At 67.2% G+C, this 16,683-nt stretch carries 13 protein-coding genes; 7 read left to right on the forward strand and 6 right to left on the reverse strand.

Features of this window, described 5'->3' with window-relative positions; translation table 11 throughout:
• Positions 1-45 precede the first annotated feature (45 nt).
• Positions 46-2,982 carry a TonB-dependent receptor gene (locus AC07WS_RS04940; protein WP_494727965.1) on the reverse strand — a complete coding sequence of 979 codons (2,937 nt, stop codon included), beginning with the start codon at positions 2,980-2,982 and terminating at the stop codon, positions 46-48.
• A 237-nt stretch (positions 2,983-3,219) separates the two neighbouring features.
• On the opposite strand from AC07WS_RS04940, the gene AC07WS_RS04945 reads away from it, so the two are divergent.
• The 3 genes from AC07WS_RS04945 to AC07WS_RS04955 all read left to right on the forward strand — a co-directional run bounded on the left by AC07WS_RS04945 (position 3,220) and on the right by AC07WS_RS04955 (position 7,636).
• Positions 3,220-4,275 carry a LacI family DNA-binding transcriptional regulator gene (locus AC07WS_RS04945; protein WP_494727966.1) on the forward strand — a complete coding sequence of 352 codons (1,056 nt, stop codon included), beginning with the start codon at positions 3,220-3,222 and terminating at the stop codon, positions 4,273-4,275.
• A 161-nt stretch (positions 4,276-4,436) separates the two neighbouring features.
• Positions 4,437-7,022 (forward strand): TonB-dependent receptor plug domain-containing protein, encoded by a 2,586-nt coding sequence (locus AC07WS_RS04950; RefSeq protein ID WP_494727967.1) that lies wholly within the window; start codon positions 4,437-4,439, stop codon positions 7,020-7,022.
• Positions 7,023-7,096: 74 nt separating this feature from the next.
• Entirely contained in the window at positions 7,097-7,636 is a 540-nt protein-coding gene (locus tag AC07WS_RS04955; RefSeq protein ID WP_494727968.1) for a DUF2058 domain-containing protein, read from the forward strand.
• Here AC07WS_RS04955 and AC07WS_RS04960 read toward each other — a convergent pair whose 3' ends face one another.
• The 4 genes from AC07WS_RS04960 to AC07WS_RS04975 form a co-directional block, all read right to left on the reverse strand.
• Positions 7,637-8,098: a YidB family protein gene (locus AC07WS_RS04960; RefSeq protein ID WP_494727969.1), complete on the reverse strand. Its 462-nt coding sequence runs from the start codon at positions 8,096-8,098 to the stop codon at positions 7,637-7,639. It abuts the gene before it with no gap.
• Between the two features lie 40 nt (positions 8,099-8,138).
• On the reverse strand, positions 8,139-8,816 hold the full coding sequence (locus AC07WS_RS04965) for a type 1 glutamine amidotransferase domain-containing protein (RefSeq protein WP_494727970.1): 678 nt from the start codon (positions 8,814-8,816) through the stop codon (positions 8,139-8,141).
• Positions 8,817-8,841: 25 nt separating this feature from the next.
• Positions 8,842-9,999 (reverse strand): iron-containing alcohol dehydrogenase, encoded by a 1,158-nt coding sequence (locus AC07WS_RS04970; protein WP_494727971.1) that lies wholly within the window; start codon positions 9,997-9,999, stop codon positions 8,842-8,844.
• Between the two features lie 228 nt (positions 10,000-10,227).
• On the reverse strand, positions 10,228-10,836 hold the full coding sequence (locus AC07WS_RS04975) for a TetR/AcrR family transcriptional regulator (protein ID WP_494727972.1): 609 nt from the start codon (positions 10,834-10,836) through the stop codon (positions 10,228-10,230).
• 116 nt (positions 10,837-10,952) lie between these two features.
• Between AC07WS_RS04975 and AC07WS_RS04980 the strand changes: the two genes are divergently transcribed.
• From AC07WS_RS04980 to AC07WS_RS04995, 4 genes are all read left to right on the forward strand, one after another.
• Positions 10,953-12,050, forward strand: coding sequence for a histidine kinase (locus tag AC07WS_RS04980; protein WP_494727973.1), 1,098 nt, complete (start codon positions 10,953-10,955; stop codon positions 12,048-12,050).
• Positions 12,040-13,185, forward strand: a complete 1,146-nt coding sequence (locus AC07WS_RS04985; protein ID WP_494727974.1) for a sensor histidine kinase — start codon at positions 12,040-12,042, stop codon at positions 13,183-13,185. The genes AC07WS_RS04980 and AC07WS_RS04985 overlap by 11 nt, the downstream gene beginning before the upstream one ends.
• Entirely contained in the window at positions 13,121-13,933 is an 813-nt protein-coding gene (locus AC07WS_RS04990; protein WP_494727975.1) for a LytR/AlgR family response regulator transcription factor, read from the forward strand. The genes AC07WS_RS04985 and AC07WS_RS04990 overlap by 65 nt, the downstream gene beginning before the upstream one ends.
• A gap of 121 nt (positions 13,934-14,054) precedes the next feature.
• Positions 14,055-15,002 carry an alpha/beta fold hydrolase gene (locus AC07WS_RS04995; RefSeq protein WP_494727976.1) on the forward strand — a complete coding sequence of 316 codons (948 nt, stop codon included), beginning with the start codon at positions 14,055-14,057 and terminating at the stop codon, positions 15,000-15,002.
• Positions 15,003-15,040: 38 nt separating this feature from the next.
• Here the strand turns inward: AC07WS_RS04995 and AC07WS_RS05000 are convergent, their stop codons facing one another.
• Entirely contained in the window at positions 15,041-16,678 is a 1,638-nt protein-coding gene (locus AC07WS_RS05000) for a serine hydrolase domain-containing protein (protein ID WP_494727977.1), read from the reverse strand.
• Positions 16,679-16,683 lie beyond the last annotated feature (5 nt).

Consider the following 16,683-nt stretch of genomic DNA (forward strand, 5'->3'; position numbering starts at 1 on the left):
AAAGGGCCGCTGCCAGGCAGCGGCCCCGGAACGATCAACTACCGGTTAAAACTTGTAGCGCGCGCCTATCATGTAGCGCGGGCCCTGCTGCGTGACCGACTCCAGCTGCTGATGCGTGCGGCTGTGCACGCGCTGGATCGAGTTGCCCACGTTGATGCCCTCGAACTGGAAGCTCAGCTTCTCGCTGTAGTTGTAGCCGATGCTGAGGTCGACCTGGCCGTAGGCTTCCACGTACTGAGGGTTCGGGCCGGAGCCGTCGAAGGTCGACGACAGGAACTCGCCGCGCCAGTTGTAGGCCAGGCGGGCGGTGAAGTTCTTGTCCTCGTAGATGCCGACCACGTTCGACGAGTTCGACAGGCCGACCAGCGCGAACTGCTCGCCGAGCTTGGCGTTGTCGTATTTCAGGCCCGAGTGCACATAGGTGTAGTTGGTCGACACGCCGAAGCCGCTGTTGCCGAACATGTGCTGCAAGTTCACCTCCAGGCCGTTCAGGCTGGCCGCCTTCTGGTTGGAGAAGGAATTGATCTTGAAGTTGGCGACCGGATCGCTCGGCTGGCCGATGATGGTGCCGGTGGCGTGGCCGTTGGCGTCGGCTCCGCGCGTGACGCCCGGCGCGCCGTCGTGGTTCTTGAAGATGTAGTCGCGGATGCAGGTGGTGTCGGCGGTGGTGCAGCCGTTGGCCAGCGCCTCGTTCCAGAACTTGCCGCCCACCGGCGTGTGCAGGTTGAACGGCGTGGCGTCGAACTGCGACTGGCCGGCGTAGTTTTCCAGGTTCTTGCGGAAGTAGCCCAGCGAGAAGAAGTTCTGCTTGCCGTAGTACCACTCGTAGGACAGGTCCAGGTTCTTGGACTTGACCGGCTTCAGCGCCGGGTTGCCCTGGCTGCCGGTGCCGCCGTTGGCGCGGACCAGCGAGTCCAGCGTGGTGCCGCCCTGGATCTGGTCGTAGCGCGGACGGCCGATGGTCTCGCCCAGGCTCAGGCGCAGCTTCTGGTTCGGCGTGAGCTCGATGTCGGAGTCAAAGCTCGGCAGCAGGTTGTGGTACTTGCCGGTCAGCGTGGTGAAGGTCGGATCGCCGAAGGTGATCGGAAATTCGTTCTGCGACACCCAGCTGATGCCCACGGCGGCCGGCACCAGCGCGGTCGAGGTGACGTCGGTGGTTTCGTAGCGCAGGCCGACCGAGGTGCGGATCGGCAGCCTGGTGTCCCAGTCGGTGTTGAACTGGACGTAGGCCGAGTTCGACTTCTCGGTGGTGCGGGCGTCATGGTCGAAGGTGGTCTTCGGCAGGTACAGCTCGGGCTTGCCGGAGGCGGCCGCGGCCAGCTGGCGCACCTGGGCGAAGTTGAAGGTGTAGAACTGGTTGAACAGGTTGGGGCTGCCGCTGCCGTCGATGTGGTCGAAGTACTGGCGCACCGACTCCGGATGCCACACGCTGCTTGGATAGTCGGACGGCTTGGTGGCGCCGCCCCAGGTGTCGCGCTGCTGGTTGGAGAAGGCCGAACGGTTCTTGACCTCGGACGCGGTGGCGCCGAACTTCAGCTCGGACGCTTCCAGCACCTTCCATGCGCCCTTGACCTGGGTCTGGTCGACCTCGCCCTTCATGTAGCCGTTGGTGAACACCGAGCCGGTGACCTGCTGCGGCGCCTTGGTGAAGTCGGCGCCGGCGATGCTCAGCACCGGGAAGTCGTGGCTGAAGTCGGCCGTGGTGTCGCCGCGGCTGAAGCTGGCGGTGCCCAGCACATTGCTCGAACCGAAGGGACTGTCGGCGCGCGACTCGGCGGTCGAGTGGTGGGTGTCGAGCTCGAAGCGCAGCTCGTTGGTCGGCTTCCACACGGCGTTGAAGCCCAGCGATTTGTTCTGCGTCTTGGTGGCGAAGTCGGCGCCGCCCATGGCGATGTCGGAGGTGCCGTCGAGCAGTTCCTTGTAGATCAGCGGGCTGGCGACCGGGCCGCCGGTCCACGAGCTGGTCGACTTGCCGAAGTTGAACCAGGCCGAGATGTCGTTGCGCTTGGTCTGGATCTTGTTTTCGGAATAGGTGTAGTCCAGCGTGGTGACCAGCTTGTCGGTGGGCTTGTACTGCAGGGTCAGCTGGGCGTTGGTGCGCTGGCGCTTGACGCCGTTGAAGTTGTAATTCAGGTTTTGCGGCACCGAGTACAGGTCGTTCGCGCCCGGGCGGTTGGTGGCGCCGTCCTGCGGTATCGTGCCCCAGCTGTTGTCGTCGCCGCGGAACGGGCCCTTCCAGCCGTTGGAGACGGCGGCGGTGTTGTAGCCCAGGTTGCGTTCCTGGTAGCTGCCGGTCAGCGCCACGCCGACCTTGTTGTTGTCGAAGGTGTTGGAATACAGGCCGGAGATTTCCGGCGTGGTCGAACGGCTGGCCTTGACGTCGCCCGGCAGCTTGCCGTTGGTGCTGTCGTACACGCCCTTGACGCCCACGCTGGCATGCAGGCCGGGACGGTCGAACGGGCGCGCCGTCATCACGTTGACGGTGGCGCCGATGCCGCCGGTCGGCGTCTCGGCGCGGCTGGTCTTGTACACCTGCAGCTGCGCGATCGCTTCCGAGGCCAGGTTGGCGAAGTCGAAGGCGCGCCCGTTCAGGTCGCCCAGGTTGGAGGTCGGCATCTGGCGGCCGTTCAGCAGCACCAGGTTGAAGTCGGGGCCGACGCCGCGCACCGTGATCTTGGAACCCTCGCCGATCGAGCGGTCGATCGACACGCCGGAAATGCGCTGCAGCGATTCGGCCAGGTTGGTATCGGGGAACTTGCCGATGTCCTCGGCCACGATGCCGTCGACGATGCCGTCGGAATTGCGCTTGAGGTTCATCGACGAAAGCAAGCTCTGGCGGATACCGGTCACCACCACGCTCTGCACTTCCGGTTCCGCCGCCTTGGCGGGCGCTTCCTGCGCCCACGCCTGGCCGGCCACCGCCGCCCAGGCGCCGGCCACCGCCAGGCTCATTAGTTTCTGTCGTGCCTTTGGATCATGCATGTCATCTCCTGTGTTTTTATGAACAGCTTGCTTGCGACTTCCCTCAACCCAGATTTGGAAAGGTTTCCAATTCATGTGGCAAATATAGCACCGAACGAATTTCAAAGTCAATTTGCGATGCCGCATAAGTCGGGCCGGGTTTTCGTTGACAGAGGAAAGCAAGCCGTGCAACATGGCTGGGAACGTTTCCAAAAAGAGACACTTTGACACCCACACCCCATCGGAAAGGCGGTCGCCGTGGCCACCATCAAAGACGTAGCCCGCCTGGCGGGTGTAGGACTGGGCACCGCCTCGCGCGTCGTCAGCGGCAAGGGTTCGGTGTCGCCGGCCACGCTGGCGCGGGTCCGGGCGGCCATCGAGGCGCTGGACTTCCGGCCCTCGCACGCGGCGCGCACCTTGCTGTCGGGCTCGAGCCAGATGATAGGCGTGTACATCCCCGTGCTCAGCGGCACCTTCTACACGCCCATCCTGCAAATCATCGACACCGAATTGCGCGCGGCCGGCCTGCACATGGTGGTGGCCTTCGGCGCCGGCCTGGGCGGCGCGCGCCAGCAGGCGATCGAGGGCATCGCCTTCCTGATCGAGCGCGGCTGCGACGGCCTGATCCTGATGACCAATGTGCTGCAGGAGGAGGACATCGTCGCGCTGCGCTTCAAGCACCAGCGCATGGTGGTGCTCAACCACAGCTTCGACAGCCTGGCCGGCCAGTGCTTCACGGTCGACCACATGCTGGGCGGGCGGATGGCGGCGCGCACCTTGCTCGACCACGGCCACCGGCAGATCGCCGTGGTGTCCGGCCCGTCCAGCCTGCCGGACAACGTGGTGCGGGTCCACGCCTTCCTTGACGAGCTGCGCGTCAGCGGCGTCGACCCCGCCGGGCTGTGGCTGACCGAGCGCGACTTCTCGCCGGCCGGCGGCTGGTCGGCGGCCAAGGAGTTGATGGACTCCAGGCACCCGTGCAGCGCGCTGTTCTGCGCCAACGACGAGATGGCGGTGGGCGCGCTGTCCTACTTCCAGGAGGCCGGCATCCGCGTGCCGCACGAGCTGTCGGTGATCGGCTACGACGACACGCCCAGCGCGGAATTCTCGGCGCCGCGCCTGACCACGGTGCACATGCCGTGGCGCGAGATGACGCAGAACGGCATCAACGCCCTGCTCAACAGCTGCTACGACCTGCAGCGTCCGGTCACGCGCGGCTACCCGGTGACGATGACCCTGCGCGCCTCGCTGGCCTCGCACGCGGAGGCGGCCCCGGCAACAATGTCGAAATGCCATGGAAAGCCCATGCGGTAGTTGTTAATTTGCCGCATGAATCTGGTTTCACGGTCAAGATTGGTGGAAACGATAGACGCTCCACAGTGATGTCTATACATTCAGCCTAGCAACAACCATCACGTGGCACCCATGTTGCAATCAATCGACATCCAACATCACGAAAATAAAGAGATCGCACAATGAAAAAGAATTTTCCATTCGCAGCGTTGTTGTTGTCCGCCAGTCCCTACGTCCTGGCCCAGGCCCAGGCCGAAGCAGCCGCCGTCGCCCAGACCGCTGCCGTGCAGCCCGCCGCCGCGGCCGATGCCGTCCCGGACGATATCCAGAAAGTGGTGATTGTTTCCACCGGCAGCCGCGGCGCCCAGCGCACCATGGTCGATACGCCGGTGCCGGTCGATATCATCGGCTCGCGCGACCTGAACAAGACCGGCCAGGCCTCGCTCGACAAGGCGCTGCAATTCCGCGTCCCCTCGTTTAACACCGTGCAGACCCCGGTCAACGACGCCACCTCGCTGCTCGATCCGTATGAAATCCGTAACATGGGACCGAGCCGCGTGCTGATCCTGATTAACGGCAAGCGCAAGAACGCGAGTTCGCTGGTCTACACGCAGACCTCGCCGGGCCGCGGCGAAAGCGGCTCCGACATCTCCGCCATTCCGCAGGACGCGATCAAGCGCATCGAAGTGCTGCGCGACGGCGCCTCGGCCCAGTACGGCTCCGACGCCATCGCAGGCGTGGTCAACATCATCCTCAAGGACAGCGCCGAGGGCGGCTCGCTGACCGCGCGCGCCGGCATCACCCACGAGAGCGACGGCAAGATGGGCGGCCTGAGCCTGAACCACGGCGTGGCGCTGGGCGACCGGGGCTTTGTCAACTACACGCTCGACGTGTCCCACGTGGGCCTGTCCAACCGCCCCGGCCTGGTCGATGCCAGGGCCGAGCCCGATACGCTGGGCGGCACCCTGGCCGACGCGCAAGCCTTCCTGGCGATCAAGCCCGACGCGGGCAATATCAACGGCTCGCCCGCCACCTCCGCGCAAAAGGCCCTGGTCAACAGCCGCTACGAGTTGAGCGACGACGTCTCGGTCTACGGCAACGCCGCGTATGTGCACAAGCAGGTCGACAGCTATGCCAACTACCGCACGCCGTACTGGCGTCCGACGGACTACGGCCTGCTGCATGCGCCCGGCACGCCCTACCTCGGCTACGTGCCGACCTTTGTCGGCAAGCTCGACGACTACAACGCCACCGGCGGGGTCAAGCTCATGCTGGGCGGCTGGGGCACGGACCTGAGCCTGACCTACGGCGGCAACGAGCAAAGCTATGAAGTCGGCAATTCGGTCAACCGCAGCCTGGGCGCGGCCTCGCCGACGCACTTCAACGCAGGCGGCGTGAAGTTCGAACACTTCGTGTTCAACGGCGACCTCTCCAAGCAGGTCACGCCGACCGTCAGCGCGTATGCAGGGACTGAAATCCGCCACGAGAAATTCAAGACGATAGCCGGCGAGGAGGCATCGTATATCGGCACCGGCGCCGACTCCTTCGCCGGCAACGATCCGCGCAACTCCTTCCCGACCTCGCGCTCGAACTACGGCGCGTACGGCGGCGCCACCTGGGACATCAGCGACAGCCTGCTGGTCGACGGCACCGGCCGCTACGAAAAATACAGCGACTTCGGCAGCGCGTTCGTGTGGAAGCTGTCGTCCCGCCTGAAGGTGAGCGAGCAGCTGACCTTGCGCGCGTCGGCATCGACCGGCTTCCGCGCGCCGTCGCTGGCGCAGATCTACACGCAGAAAGCCCAGTACAGTTTCGTGCCGGGCAAGGGCATCCAGGTGTCCGGCCTGGTCAACAATGTGTCCAAGGAAGCGGCGGCGCTCGGCGTGCCGAAGCTGCAGGCCGAGAAGTCCAACAACATCACGCTGGGCCTGGGCCTCAAGCCCGACAACAACACCAGCATCACGGTCGACTACTACAACATCAAGGTGAAGAACCGTATCGTGCTGGGCAAGGAGATCGTGCCGGCCTGTAACAAAGCCGATCCGGCCGAGCAAGCAGCCTGCGTCGCGGCCAGCCCGCTCGACCAGGTGTTGAACGCCAACGGCATCGTCTCGGTGAGCTTCTTCGCCAACGCGCTGACCAGCCGCACCTCGGGCCTCGACTACGTGATGTCGCGCAAGAACCTGCCGCTGGGCGAAGGCAAGGTGACGCTGAACCTGTCGGGCAACCTGTCGCTGAAAAACGAGCGCGAGGGCAGCGTCCACAATCCGTCGACGGTGGCGGCGGCGAACCAGTCCGTGCTGGACGCGACCCAGGAAGCGCTGATGTTCACGTCGCGTCCGAAATACAAGACCATCTTTGGCGCGGATCTCGACTACAAGGACTACAACTTCTCGCTGAATAACACCCTGTTTGGCCCGACCCGTTTCCGCAATGCCGGCCTGGACAACAATCTGGAGGTGGAGTTCAAGACCAAGGTGGTCACCGACTTCGCGTTCAACTACAACGTGGCCAAGAACGTGACCTTGTCGTTCAACGTCAACAACATCCTGAACGTCACGCCGAAGTGGAACATGAAGGCGCTCAACTCGGCGGGCCAGGCCCTGTTGGACAGCAAGACCAAGGACCCGGTCACCGGCATGACCCCGTCCGAGGTGCAATACAACTCCATCACCTTCGACGGCCGCTACTCGATGGTGACCTACGACGGCTCGCAGTTCAGCCAGCTGGGCCGCACCTTCGCCGCCGCGCTGAACTACCGCTTCTAAGCGCCACGCCGCAGCTATAATGGGGTCCGCGGCTTCGCAAGGGGCGGCGGACCTTTTTTTATGGAGTGGTACACATGGTTTCGTTACAAGATCAATTGCTGAAGGCCGGCCTGGTGGCCAAGAACAAGGTCAAGGTCGCCAATCAGGAAAAGAGCAAGCAGAAGAAGGAAGAGCGCCGCAGCGGCACGCAGAGCGTGGACGAAGCCAAGCTGGCCGCGCAGGAGGCGCAGCGTAAGCTGGCCGAGCGCAACCGCGAACTGAACGCGCAGCGCGACGCGGCCGCGCAGCAGAAGGCCATCCTGGCGCAGATCGCGCAGATGGTGCAGCAGAACCGCCAGAGCAAGGGCCACAACGGCGACATCGCCTACAACTACACGCACGGCAGCAAGATCGAGCGCATGTTCGTGACGGCGGCGGTGCGCGAGCACCTGGTCGCAGGCCGGCTGGTGATCGTGGTGCTGAACGGCGTGGCCGAACTGGTGCCGCGCGTGATCGCCGACAAGATCGCCGAGCGCGACGCCACCCTGGTGGTGCGCGTCAACAAGAGCACCACCGTGGTGGAGGAAGACGACCCTTACGCCGCCTTCCAGATCCCAGACGATCTGATGTGGTGATCAGGCGCGCAGCCGCGCCTGCAGCAGGCTCAGGCCTTGCGCCAGCAGGCCGTCGGCCGGCACTTCGCCGTGCGGCGTCAGCTGGTCGATAATCTGCGGCAGCATGGCGGCCAGGCCGGACGACACCTGCTGCGGATCGATGCCGGCCTGGCCGGCGATCTGCTGCAACTGGTCCGAGCCCAGCGCCGCCTCCAGCTGGTCGCCGGAGATGGCCTGGTTGGCGCCGGTGCCGACCCAGGACATGACCTGGTCGGCCAGGCCGCTCTGCTTGAGCTTCTCCAGCACGGCCGGCACGCCGCCGGCCTGGTCTATCATCGCCATCACGCCCGACAGCAGGTTCCCCTGCTGCGCTTCTTCGCCCTGCTGGCCGCCCAGCGATCCCATGACCTGTCCTGCAAGTTGATCCAGTAAGCTCATCGTATTCTCCGGTGGGGTACGGCAATGGAGATGTGATTTTTGCATTGAATTAACGGCAGGGCAAGCGGCTTTTTGGCGCGCAGCCTCAGGCCAGCAGCTTGAGCAGCGCGGCCGCGGCCGCCTCCGACGAGGCCGGGTTCTGGCCGGTCACCAGCAGGCCGTCGGTGACCGCGTAGGCTTGCCAGTCGCCCAGCTTGGAGTAGATGCCGCCGTTTTCCTTCAGCATGTCCTCGACCAGGAAGGGCACCACCTTGGTCAGGCCGACCGCCTCTTCCTCGGTGTTGGTGAAGCCGGTCACCTGCTTGCCGCGTACCAGCGGGCTGCCGTCGGCCGCCTTCACATGGCGCAGCACGCCGGGCGCGTGGCACACCGCCGCCACCGGCTTGCCGGCCGCCAGCATGGCTTCGATCAGCGCGATCGAGGCGCGGTCCTCGGCCAAGTCCCACAGCGGGCCGTGGCCGCCCGGGTAGAACACGGCGTCGAAATCGGCCGCCGCAACGTCGGCCAGCTTGCCGGTGTGGGCCAGCGCGGCTTGCGCCTCGGGATCGGCCTTGAAGCGGACGGTGGCCGGGGTCTGCGATTCGGGCGCGTCGCTCTTCGGGTCCAGCGGCGGCTGGCCGCCCAGCGGCGACACCAGCGTCAGCTTGGCGCCGGCCTGCTTCAGCGCGTAGTACGGGGCGGCGAATTCCTCCAGCCAGAAGCCGGTCTTGTGGCCGGTGTTGCCCAGCTGGTCGTGCGAGGTGAGTACCATCAGGATGTTCATATCGTGTCCTTGTGAGTGAATGGAATTACAGTGCGGCTTCGAGGATGCGGCGGCTGCGGGCCAGGTCGATGTCGCGGTGTTCGCCCAGGCTGGTCATGCCATGCGCTTCCAGCTGCGCCAGCACGGCTTCGACCGCTTCCTGGCCCAGCTGGTAGGCCGACAGGCGGGTCGGAATGCCCAGGCCTTCGAAGAACGCGCGGGTGCGGGCGATGGCGGCGTCGATGCGTTGCTCGTCGCTGCCGTCGCGGATGCCCCAGACGCGCTCACCGTATTGCAGCAGCTTCGCGTGTTTGCTGTCGCGCTGCACGTCCAGCAGCGACGGCAGCACCAGCGCCAGCGTGCGCGCGTGGTCGATGTCGTACAGCGCGGTGAGCTCGTGGCCGATCATGTGGGTGGCCCAGTCCTGCGGCACGCCCGCGCCGATCAGGCCGTTGAGGGCCAGGGTGGCGGTCCACATCAGGTTGGCGCGGGTGGCGTAGTCGTCCGGCGCGGCCAGCGCCTGCGGCGCGATCTCGACCAGGGTCTGCAGCAGGCCCTCGGCGAAGCGGTCCTGCGCCAGCGCCTGCACCGGGTAGGTCAGGTACTGCTCGACGGTGTGGACGAAGGCGTCGACCAGGCCGTTGGCGACCTGCTTGGTTGGCAAGGTGAAGGTCTTGGCCGGATCGAGCACCGAGAACTGCGGGAACAGCAGCGGGCTGCGGAACGGCAGCTTGGTGTGGCTGGCCTTGTGGGTGACCACGGCGCCGTTGTTCATTTCCGAGCCGGTGGCGGGCAGGGTCAGCACGGCGCCGAAGGGCAGGGCGCGGCCCACCTTGGCGCCGCCGCTCAGGGCGATCTCCCACGGCTCGCCGTCGTACAGCGCGGCGGCGGCGACGAACTTGGTGCCATCGATGACCGAGCCGCCGCCGACGGCCAGCAGGAAGTCGATCTCCTCGCGGCGCACCTGTTCGACGGCGCGCATCAGGGTCTCATAGCTGGGGTTGGGTTCGATGCCGCCGAACTCGCGGCTCACGCGGGCGCCGAGGGCGGAGCGCACCTCGGCCAGGGTGCCGGTCTTCTCGGCGCTGGCGCCGCCGTACAGGATCAGCACGCGGGCCGACTCCGGCACCAGGCGCGACAGTTGGGCGATGGTATCGGCGCCGAAGACGATCTTGGTAGGGTTATGGAATTCAAAATTTTTCATGCTAGCTCCTGTTATTAGACTGGTCGTCTAGTGATGCGCAAAAAATGGGGTCAAGTCTGACATTCAAAAAATGGGGTCAAGTCTGACATTCGGACACGGCCTGTGCCGTGGGCTGGGGGTCAAGTCTGACATTCGGACACGGGCTCAACCGTAGGCCAGCCTAGGGTTGAGCCCGTGTCCGAATGTCAGACTTGACCCCCGTGCGACAGCCGGGCTCGTGTCCGAATGTCAGACTTGACCCCCATGGGTTTGAGGCAGGCCCAGCATTGACAGCGTGGCTCGCCAGGCGGCGCGCAGCGCGCTGGGCTCGCGCCGCAGCTTGGTCAGCAGCGCCGCGCCCAGCCACAGCTGGTACAGCGCCAGGGCGGTGTGCGGCGCGTCGTCGATGTTGCGCAGCGAGCCGTCGGCCAGCGCCCGCTCGACGCTGTCGGCCAGGCGGCCGACGATGCGGTTGGTGCCGTCCAGCAGCGCGGTGCGCATGGCTTCCGACATGTCCGCCACCTCGCCGCTGAGCTTGACCACCAGGCAGCGGCAATCGCAGCTGTCCGCGTCCAGGTCGTCCCAGCTGGCCCAGTAGTCCATCAGCGAACGCGCGGCGCTCTGGCCGGGCTGGTTCAACGTGACGTCCATCTGCGCCAGGTAGTGCTCGATGTAGTCGTCCAGCAACGCCTCGCCAAACAACTCCTTGGACTTGAAGTAGTGGTAGAAGGAGCCCTTGGGCACGCCAGCGGCCGTCAGGATCTCGTTCAAGCCCACGCCGGCAAAGCCTTTGCCGGTGATGATGGTCTTGCCCGTGTCCAGGATGTGCTGGCGGACGTTGTTGTGTTCGGTAGTCATGGCGCCATCATAGCACAATTAGACCAGTCGTCTAGTTCCGTCGCTGCGCTAACTGTGGCGCATTGTAAAAAAGTCATGTAAATTTGGCGTCTTCGCTCGGCCACCCCCAGCCCTTCATGACCAGCAACTACGCCGTTCCGCCCATGCCGTCCGCCAAGGCGAACCCGCCCGGATGGCTGCCGCCGTTCGCGGCCGCCGCGCTGGTCTGGAACCTGATGGCCGTGCTGGGCGCGCTGGCCAACTTCGGCGATGCCCAGTCCGGCGCGCCGCATGCCCCGTTCCCGCTGACGCTGCTGCGTTTCATCGCGCTGCATTTGCCGCTGACCATGCTCAGCCTGGCGCTGGCCGTGGGTTTCGACCGCGCGGCGGCCAGGCAGCCGGCGCTGGCGCGGCTGGCGCTGCTCTACCTGGCGCTGCTGCTGGCCTTCGTGCCGGCGCTGAGCATCTGGCAGGGCGCGACGATGAGCGTGATCCGCGGCAGCGCGCTGGCCGCGCCGCTCGATCTGCTCAGGCAGCAGGGCGCCCTGAGCTGCTGGTTCAACGCGCTGTTGCTGACGCTGGCCTTCGTGGCCCACATGGCCTACGCCGCGTGGCGCCAGGCCCAGGCGCAGACGCTGGCCTCGCAGCTGACCCGGCAAGGAAATCTGGCGCTGCGCCTGCGTCTGCTGCAGGGCCAGCTGGAACCCTACCTCCTGTCGAGCGCGCTGGCCGGCATCGCCCGCCTGAACCGCGAGGGCTTGCGCGAGCCGGCCACGCGGGCGCTGGCGCGTTTGAGCGACCTGCTGCGTTACGCGCTGCGCGCCAGCCGCTCGGACTGGCAAAGCGTGGCCGACGAGGTGCAATTCATGCGCGACTATGTCGACCTGCAACGCCTCTGCCACGGCGCCGCCATGCAGGTCGACTGGCAGCTGGAGGCGTGCGACTGGGGCGACTACCGCTGCCCGCCGCTGCTGCTGTTCCCGCTGCTGGAGCAGGCGCTGGACGCGCCGCCGCGCCGCCTGGGCGTGCGCATCGCGCTGCAGCCGGCGGCCGGCCGGGTGCTGGTCGAGATCAGCCATCCGCGCGGCGCCCACAGCGGCAAGGGCGACCCGCTGGCCGCGACGCGCGAGCGCCTGGCCATGCTGTACGGCGGCGCCGCCACGCTGTCCACGCAGGCCGACGGCGACCTGACCCGTCTGCGGCTGGCCTACCCGGTGTCGCGCCATGATGCTTGACGCCACCTGCGCCATCCCCGCCGCCGCGCCCGCGCGGACCAGGCCGGCGCCGCGCGCGCTGCGCTGGTGTCGGCCGGGCCTGCTGATCCTGCTGGGCTGGCAGCTGCTGGCCGTGCTGGAGGCGCTCGCCTCCGCCGTCGACGCCGCCAACGGCGGGCGCACGCTGGCGCTGCCGGCCCTGCTGCAGACGCTGATGCTGCAATACCTGCCGCTGGTGTTCGACAGCTGGCTGCTGGCGCTGGCGTTCGCGCGCTGGCCGCACATCGTGCTGCGGCGCGCGCACCTGCTGCTGGCGTTTTTACTGTCGATGATGGTTTTCCTGCCACTGCTGACCGGCGCCGACCAGCTGATCGCGCTGCTGCGCGCAGGCCGCCCGCTGGCCGACTTCCCCGCCATGCTGGCCGATGCGGGGCGCATGACGTGGTGGTACAACGTGTTCGCGGTCGGCCTGGCCTTCGTGGCGCAGGCCCTGTACACCGCCTGGCGGCGCGGCCGGCAGCAGGAACTGTCGGCGCAGCGCGCGCACACGGAGAACCTGCAACTGCGCCTGGGCCTGCTGCAAGGACAGCTCAAGCCACACTTCCTGTTCAACGCGCTCAACAGCATCAGCGCGCTGGTGCGCACGGCCGATCCCGCGCTGGCCGACCACGCGCTGGCCCGGCTGGGCGAGCTGCTGGACTACGCGCTGGCCGTGGGCAAGGGCAAGCAGCCCAGCGTGGCCGAGGAGCTGCGCTTCCTGCGCGTCTACTTCGAACTGCAAAGCCTGCGCTACGGCGAGCGTATGCGGGTGGAGTGGGCCGTCGAGCAACGCGACTGGCGCCGCTACCCCTGTCCGCCGCTGCTGTTCCAGCCGCTGGCGGAAAACGCCGTGCACCACGGCGTGGAACCGCACCACCAGCGGTGCGACATCCACATCAGGCTGGACTATGCCGACGGCATGGTGGGCCTGCGTATCGCCAACCCGGTGCCGGCCGCCTCGCGCGCCGGCCACGGGCTGGGCCTGAGCATGACGCGCGAACGCCTGGACATCCTGTACGGGCGGCGCGCCACATTGAACCTGGACGCCGATGATGAGCACCACTACGCAATCGCACTGCGCTTCCCCGCCGCCGCGGACGGTCCTGATCGTCGATGACGAACTGCCGGCCATCGCCAACCTGGAATGGCTGCTGGCCAGGCGGCCGCAATGGCGCATGCTTGAATCGTGCCGCTCCAGCGAGCAGGCGCGGGCGCGGCTGCGCGGCGCGCCGGCCGACCTGGTCCTGCTCGACATCCAGATGCCGGGGCAGTCCGGGCTGGAGTTCGCGCGCGAACTGTGCCAGCTGCCGGGCGCGCCGCTGATCGTCTTCGTCACCGCCTACGACGAGCACGCGCTGAGCGCCTTCGACGTCTTCGCGCTGGACTACATGCTCAAGCCCTTCGACGACGAGCGCTTCGACCTGATGCTGGCGCGCGCCGACCGCATGCTGGCGCTCAACCAGCAGGCCGCGTCGAACGGCGCGCTGCGCGCCTACCTGCACGAGCGCGCCGCCGACACGGCCGGCCACGCCGCGCCGCCGCTGCGGCAGCTGGTGGTGCGCATGGCCGGCGGCCTGGAGCGCGTCGAGGTGGACGAGATCGTCTGGCTGGGCGCGGCCGGCAACTACGTCGAGCTGCATCTGGCCGGGCGCGTGGTCCTGCACCGCAGCACCATCACGGCCCTCGCCGAGCGGCTGCCGCAGCAGGAGTTCGTGCGCGTGCACCGGACGGCCGTGGTGCGCCGCAGCGCCATCGCCGGCCTGCGCACCGACAGCGAGGGCTACACCGCCGTGCGGCTGAACCAGGGCGACACGGTGCGCGTCAGCGCCCGCTATCTCAAGCAGGTGCAGGCGGAGTTTGCCTGAGTGGGGCGGCGCCGGCGTTCATCACTAATCTTGCGCAATTGATCACATTGTCGTAGCCGGCGGTTTTACCTCCGTGGCAAGCTGGGCGCACCTTATGGCTTACCTCAGGAGGATGACCAAGATGAACAAGATCGGTATCAACATGCTGGCGCGGATGGCCTGCATGCTTTTCGCCTGCATCGTGATGAGCGCAGGCGCGCGCGCGCAAACCACCGAGGCGATCCATCCGCTGGAGCGCTACGTCAAGACCGTGCGCGTCCACAATCTCGACTTTCCCGTACTCGACGTCGGCACAGGGCCTGTCGTCTTGCTGTTGCATGGCTTCCCGGATACGCACCGCGTGTGGCGCTATCAGGTGATGCCCCTGGTGCACGCCGGCTACCGCGTGGTCGCGCCCGACCTGCGCGGCTACGGCGACGCGCCCATGCCGCCGGCCGTGTCCGATTACACCATCGGCAAGGTGCTGGGCGACGTCACCGGCCTGCTCGACGTGCTCGATATCAAGCAGGCGCGCGTGGTCGGCCACGACTGGGGCGCGGTGGTGGCCTGGTATCTGGCGGCGTTCTTCCCGGATCGGGTGGAGCGGCTGATGGTGCTGTCGGTCGGCGCGCCCTGGCATCCCGGCTTCAACAGCATCGAGCAGCGCGAGAAGTCGTGGTATTCGCTGTTCTTCCAGTTCGAGGGCGTGGCCGAGGCGGCGTTCCAGCGCAACGATTTCGCCTTCCTGCGCGCCCTGAGCCGCAACGAGGGCGACGTCGAGGCGGCCATCGCGCACTTCAAGCGTCCGGGGACGGTGACGCCGGCGCTCAACTGGTACCGCGCCAATTCCAAGCCGGCCATGCCGCCGCCGGACGGCACGCCGCCGCTGCCGGGGCCCAAGGTGCAGTGCAATGTCACCGGCGTCTGGAGCGAACGCGACCATTACCTGACCGAGGCGCAGATGCAGGAGTCCAGCGAGGAAGTCAACGGCCGCTGGCGCTACGAACGGGTCGACGGCGCCGGCCACTGGATGATGCTGGAGCGGCCGCGCCGGATCACCGAGTTGCTGCTCGACTTCCTGCAACGCTGAAGCGCGCAAGGCCGCCGGCCTTGCGCGCAGGGTTGGCCTCAGCCGCGGCGCACCAGCTTCATGCCGTTGGCGCGGCCGACGTAGGCCACCATGCCGGTGACCTTGCCGGCGCGGTCGCGCTGCAGCCGCACCACGATGCCGGCCGCGCCGAAGGCGTCGGCAAACACATAGTCCAGCGGCTGCTCGCCGAAGCGCGGCACCGCCATCCACAGCTTGCCGTCTTTGAGCTTCAAGTCGAAGGTCGCGTTGAGCTCGTCGCTGTGGTAGCTGCCGGCCACGGCGGCCAGCTGCGCGGCCGTCATGGCGCCGGCCGCCACCCGCTCGAAGCGGGCCGGCGGTTCGCCCGGACGCTCCACCACCAGCGTGCGCTCGGTGATGACGGCCGGCTGGGCGGTGCGCTTGGGATCGCGCACGAAGCGGCCTTCGCCCACCGGCAGCAACTCCTGCTTCATGCCCGGCGCCGTGTACCACAGCTTGCCGTCCTGCGCCTCCACCCGGCGCAGCATGCCTTCGCGCGCGTTCCAGTACACGCCGGCGTAGCGGGCCGGATCGGCCAGCGCCACCGCCTGCGGCTCGGCCGCCGCCGCCGCGACCGGGAATTCGCCGGCCGCGTAGATGTCGGCCACCCTGCGCGCCAGGCCGCTCGGGTCCAGGTCGGGACGGTTGCACAGCACGGCCACGCCCAGCTTGAGCTTCGGCAGGCGCATCAGTTCGGCCTTGTAGCCGGCGAAGGCGCCGCCGTGCGAGACGATCTGCAGGCCGCGGTACTGGTCCACCATCAGGCCGCGCGCGTAGTGCAGCGGGGTGCCGTCGTTGAGCTTGCCCACCGCCTGCATCTGTTCGACCAGCCAGGCGCCGCCCACCTTGGGCTGGTAGAAGTTGGCGTCCCACTTGGCCAGGTCGGCCACGGTGGACTGGACCGCGCCGTCGCCGGTCTGCTCCCAGTTCGACATCAGCAGCGCGAAGCTGGCGGGGCCGTCCGGGCGGTAGGCGCTGGCGCGGTGCGGCACCACTTTGGCGTGATCGTCGAGGATGCTGGTGTCGGCCATGCCCAGCGGCTCGAAGATGCGCGCCTTGGCGAATTCGGCCAGGCTCTTGCCGCTGACCTTCTCGACGATCTGGGCCAGCAGGAAGTAGCCGGTGTTGCTGTAGGCGTAGGCGCTGCCGGGCTGGAAGTTCAAGCCCTGCTGGCGCGCGATGGCGGCCAGCGCGTCGGCGCTGGTGCTGACGTCGCCGCTGGAGACGCCGCCCAGGTTCAGCAGCACCAGGTAGTCGCGCAGGCCGCTGGTGTGGTGCAGCAGGTGGTCGACCGTGATCGGCGTGCCGTAGTCGGGCAGTTGCGGCAGGTAGCGGCGGATGTCGTCGTCCAGCTTGAGCTTGCCGTCCTGCGCCAGCAGCAGGATGGCGGCCGCCGTGAACTGCTTGGAGGTCGAGCCGAGGTCGAACACCGTGCGGCGCGCGTCGATGGCGACTTCGTGTTCGAGGCTGGCGGCGCCAAAGCCCTGTTCGATCAGCGGCTGGCCGTCGCGCCAGGCGGAGACGGCGCAACCGGGCGCGTCGGCCTTGGCGTACGGGGCGAACAGGGCGGCGGTTTGTTCGGCCGGCGTGGCGGCGCCGGCGGCGTGGCTCAGGAACAGGGCGGACAACAGCAGGGACAGACGGCTCGGCTTGTGCATGGCAT

The organism is Duganella sp. GW821-FHT01E12, from assembly GCF_059422325.1.

What these genes read in the sequence shown, in the direction of transcription:
- AC07WS_RS04940 (WP_494727965.1), bottom strand. Translation starts at nt 2,982, where the DNA reads ATGCATGATCCAAAGGCACGACAGAAACTAATGAGCCTGGCGGTGGCC.
- AC07WS_RS04950 (WP_494727967.1), top strand. Translation starts at nt 4,437, where the DNA reads ATGAAAAAGAATTTTCCATTCGCAGCGTTGTTGTTGTCCGCCAGTCCC.
- AC07WS_RS04955 (WP_494727968.1), top strand. Translation starts at nt 7,097, where the DNA reads ATGGTTTCGTTACAAGATCAATTGCTGAAGGCCGGCCTGGTGGCCAAG.
- AC07WS_RS04960 (WP_494727969.1), bottom strand. Translation starts at nt 8,098, where the DNA reads ATGCAAAAATCACATCTCCATTGCCGTACCCCACCGGAGAATACGATG.
- AC07WS_RS04965 (WP_494727970.1), bottom strand. Translation starts at nt 8,816, where the DNA reads ATGAACATCCTGATGGTACTCACCTCGCACGACCAGCTGGGCAACACC.
- AC07WS_RS04970 (WP_494727971.1), bottom strand. Translation starts at nt 9,999, where the DNA reads ATGAAAAATTTTGAATTCCATAACCCTACCAAGATCGTCTTCGGCGCC.
- AC07WS_RS04975 (WP_494727972.1), bottom strand. Translation starts at nt 10,836, where the DNA reads ATGACTACCGAACACAACAACGTCCGCCAGCACATCCTGGACACGGGC.
- AC07WS_RS04980 (WP_494727973.1), top strand. Translation starts at nt 10,953, where the DNA reads ATGACCAGCAACTACGCCGTTCCGCCCATGCCGTCCGCCAAGGCGAAC.
- AC07WS_RS04985 (WP_494727974.1), top strand. Translation starts at nt 12,040, where the DNA reads ATGATGCTTGACGCCACCTGCGCCATCCCCGCCGCCGCGCCCGCGCGG.
- AC07WS_RS04990 (WP_494727975.1), top strand. Translation starts at nt 13,121, where the DNA reads ATGAGCACCACTACGCAATCGCACTGCGCTTCCCCGCCGCCGCGGACG.
- AC07WS_RS04995 (WP_494727976.1), top strand. Translation starts at nt 14,055, where the DNA reads ATGAACAAGATCGGTATCAACATGCTGGCGCGGATGGCCTGCATGCTT.
- AC07WS_RS05000 (WP_494727977.1), bottom strand. Translation starts at nt 16,678, where the DNA reads ATGCACAAGCCGAGCCGTCTGTCCCTGCTGTTGTCCGCCCTGTTCCTG.